Here is a 2,950-nt window from a genome sequence, read left to right on the forward strand (position 1 = left end):
TCGCTATTCGTAAACATTTTCCAAATACAAAAATCATTATTTGTGCCGATGATGATCGTTTGAATCCTGATAACCCTGGAATCACTAAAGGGCGAAAAGCTGCAATTGCTTCCGGTGCTTTATTTCATCAACCCAAATGGCCAGTTAATGCACCCAAAAATCTAACAGATTATAACGATCTGGCATGCTGGAATATTGAACAAAGGGTGAATCATGTCTGAATCTAATATTGAGTTTTGTGAGAGTACAGAAGGAACAGAGGGAACAAACCATGCGGCTGATAAAATTTCTCCATTGGGAATGGATGAAGGATTATTGATGATGGAAGCAATTTCACCTAGGGAGGTTGCGCCAAATAATATGATTGAAGCTAAAATTGATCGTCCTTGTTTTATTGTTCATGATGATTGGTTTCATCTTAATGGAAAAAATAGAGCGCCAGGATTGTATTGGCATGCCTATAGTAAGAGCAAAGATCCTCAACCCATAGATATATGGATCTCTGCCCCTATACATGCTGAGGCCATTACCTCTGATGAGCATGGAGAATCATTTGGGTTATTGCTACGATTTATTGACTCTTTTGATCAGTGGCGAGAATGGGCTATGCCTATGTACTTGTTAAAAGGCAGTGCTGAAGAAGTGCGAGGAGAGCTGCTGAAATTAGGATTTAGGATTGATCCAGATGCAAAAAATCATTTAAACAAATGGTTAATGCAACAAAAGCCAAAACCGAGATTTATTGCTGCGGTACGCACTGGTTGGCATTGCAATAATCGATCGTTTGTATTGCCATATAAAACCATCGGATATCAAAATGTTCGCTTTCAGTCAGAACTGGCAACACATAATAATTTTACTCAGCAAGGTCATGTAGAGAATTGGAAAAGATCAGTAGCGCAATACGCTAGAGGGAATCCAATACTGATATTGACGCTATCGGCTGCATTTGCTGCTCCTCTACTATTAATTGGAAAAAAACAGTACACCGGAGGGATGGGAATACATTTGGTTGGTCAATCTAGTAAAGGTAAAACAACCGCTTTGCAAGTTGCTGCTAGTGTATGGGGTGGCCCTGAATACATTTGTACATGGAATACAACATCTAATGGAGCGGAGGCCATTGCTGCAGAATTAAATGATGCTTTGCTTATTTTGGATGAAATTAGTGAATGTGATCCTCTTGAAATTGGTTCAATAATTTATGCTCTGGCTAATGGACAAGGTAAGCAACGAGCATTGCGTAATGGCAGATCTCAAACATCTTTCAAATGGCGAACTATTTTTTTATCTAGCGGTGAGCGGACATTAGCTGCTCATATGCAAGAAATTGGAAAACAAATTAAAGCTGGCCAAGAAGCAAGACTATTAGATATCCCATCAACTGATCGTTCCTTTGGTGCTTTTGATAATTTACATCATTTTTCTAATGGTTGTGAGTTTTCAGATTATTTAAAACGAGCAACGAGTGAAAATTATGGGACAGCAGGCCCTGAATTTATTAAATGTTTATTGGAAGATAAAGAGGACTTAAGTGAAGCCTATTTAAGAATACGTAAATTACCAGAGTTCGCTGCTGCAACTGATGGGATTGAAAATCGTGCATCCAGTATGTTTGCTCTTCTTGCTATGGCTGGTGAAAAAGCTACAGAGTATGGGGTAACTGGTTGGTCACAAGGAGAGGCTTTGAAAAGTATTCTTGATCTTATGAAATATTGGCAAGATTTTAGAGGGGAAGGACAAACAGAAACAAGGCAAATTCTGGAATGTATACAGTCTTTTATTGAACGCCATGGTGACAGTCGCTTCTCTGGCCTTCATGATTTGAGTAAATTAGGAGATAACGACAATATAGATCAAAAACCAATTGTTCGGGAGCGAGCAGGATATTGGAAAGATACTAAAGAAGGAAGAGTTTATCTTTTTAACTCTTCTGGACTAAAAGAAGCGGCTTCTGGCCATGATTTCAAGTTTATCTTACGAACGTTAAATGATGCTGGATGGATTATGGCCCATGATGCGAAAAAACATTCCAAAAAGGTAAGAGTTGGTAATCGATCTCTCAATCTTTATTGGATTCTTCCTAAAGAACATTAAGAATATATTATTTAGTGGATTGCCTTAGTTATCATCAATAAGGCAATCGTTCTACGTGTTCACTCTGTTCCCTCTAAAAAGGAACAAAAGTCTAAAAGAACATCAATCACACTCAATAAAAGTGATATTTTTGCTGTGAAATAAGGTAAAATAGTCAATTATAATGCTATTTGTTAATAAGATTTATCTGGGGTCATTATGAAGAAAAATAAAGTTGGCCGTCCAAGTGATTACACACAAGAACTGGCAGATCTTATATGTGAGCGAATAGCGACTCATAGTGTAGGATTACAACGGCTTTGTGATTTGTATAATGATATGCCTGAAAAATCGACAATACGTCGGTGGTGTTTAAAATATCCACAATTTAGAACCCAATACGCGCAAGCAAAAGCACTTCAAGTCGAAACGTTAATAGATGAAATTATTGACATTGCTGATGACGCTAGTCAGGACATAGATATTAGTGAGAAAGGGAAGGAAATTTGTAATAGTGAATTTATTGCCCGATCTAGATTAAGGATTGATACACGTAAATGGTTAGCATCAAAACTAGCACCCAAAATATATGGACAAATTCCTGTCACTCTTGAAATTTCACCCCCATCCGTAAAAACTTCGCTGAAAGGGGTAACTGATCCCAATGAAGCTGCTCGAGTTTATGCGCAAATCATGCGTGCTCCTACAAGCTAGTCTCTTCTCATTTTTACATGAGTCATGTTTATTCTTATTAAGATTCTCCCATTCTTATAAAAATTAAGAAATTCATTAATAATTTTCTTTGTATAACTTTATGAAAAATATATAAATAATAATTATTGTTATAAATCGTACCATAAAAAGCATTGACATT

General features: G+C 36.9%; 2 protein-coding genes and 1 pseudogene. All 3 read left to right on the plus strand.

Features of this window, described 5'->3' with window-relative positions; translation table 11 throughout:
• Window positions 1-221 (plus strand): annotated as a pseudogene (locus Q0495_RS12630) (hypothetical protein); the annotation flags it as partial.
• Window positions 214-2,097 carry a DUF927 domain-containing protein gene (locus Q0495_RS12635; RefSeq protein ID WP_298626906.1) on the plus strand — a complete coding sequence of 628 codons (1,884 nt, stop codon included), beginning with the start codon at window positions 214-216 and terminating at the stop codon, window positions 2,095-2,097. The pseudogene Q0495_RS12630 and the gene Q0495_RS12635, both read left to right, overlap by 8 nt.
• A gap of 198 nt (window positions 2,098-2,295) precedes the next feature.
• Window positions 2,296-2,790 carry a hypothetical protein gene (locus tag Q0495_RS12640; protein ID WP_298626908.1) on the plus strand — a complete coding sequence of 165 codons (495 nt, stop codon included), beginning with the start codon at window positions 2,296-2,298 and terminating at the stop codon, window positions 2,788-2,790.
• The last annotated feature ends 160 nt before the right edge of the window (window positions 2,791-2,950 follow it).

This window comes from uncultured Legionella sp., from assembly GCF_937871865.1.
GTDB lineage: Bacteria > Pseudomonadota > Gammaproteobacteria > Legionellales > Legionellaceae > Legionella.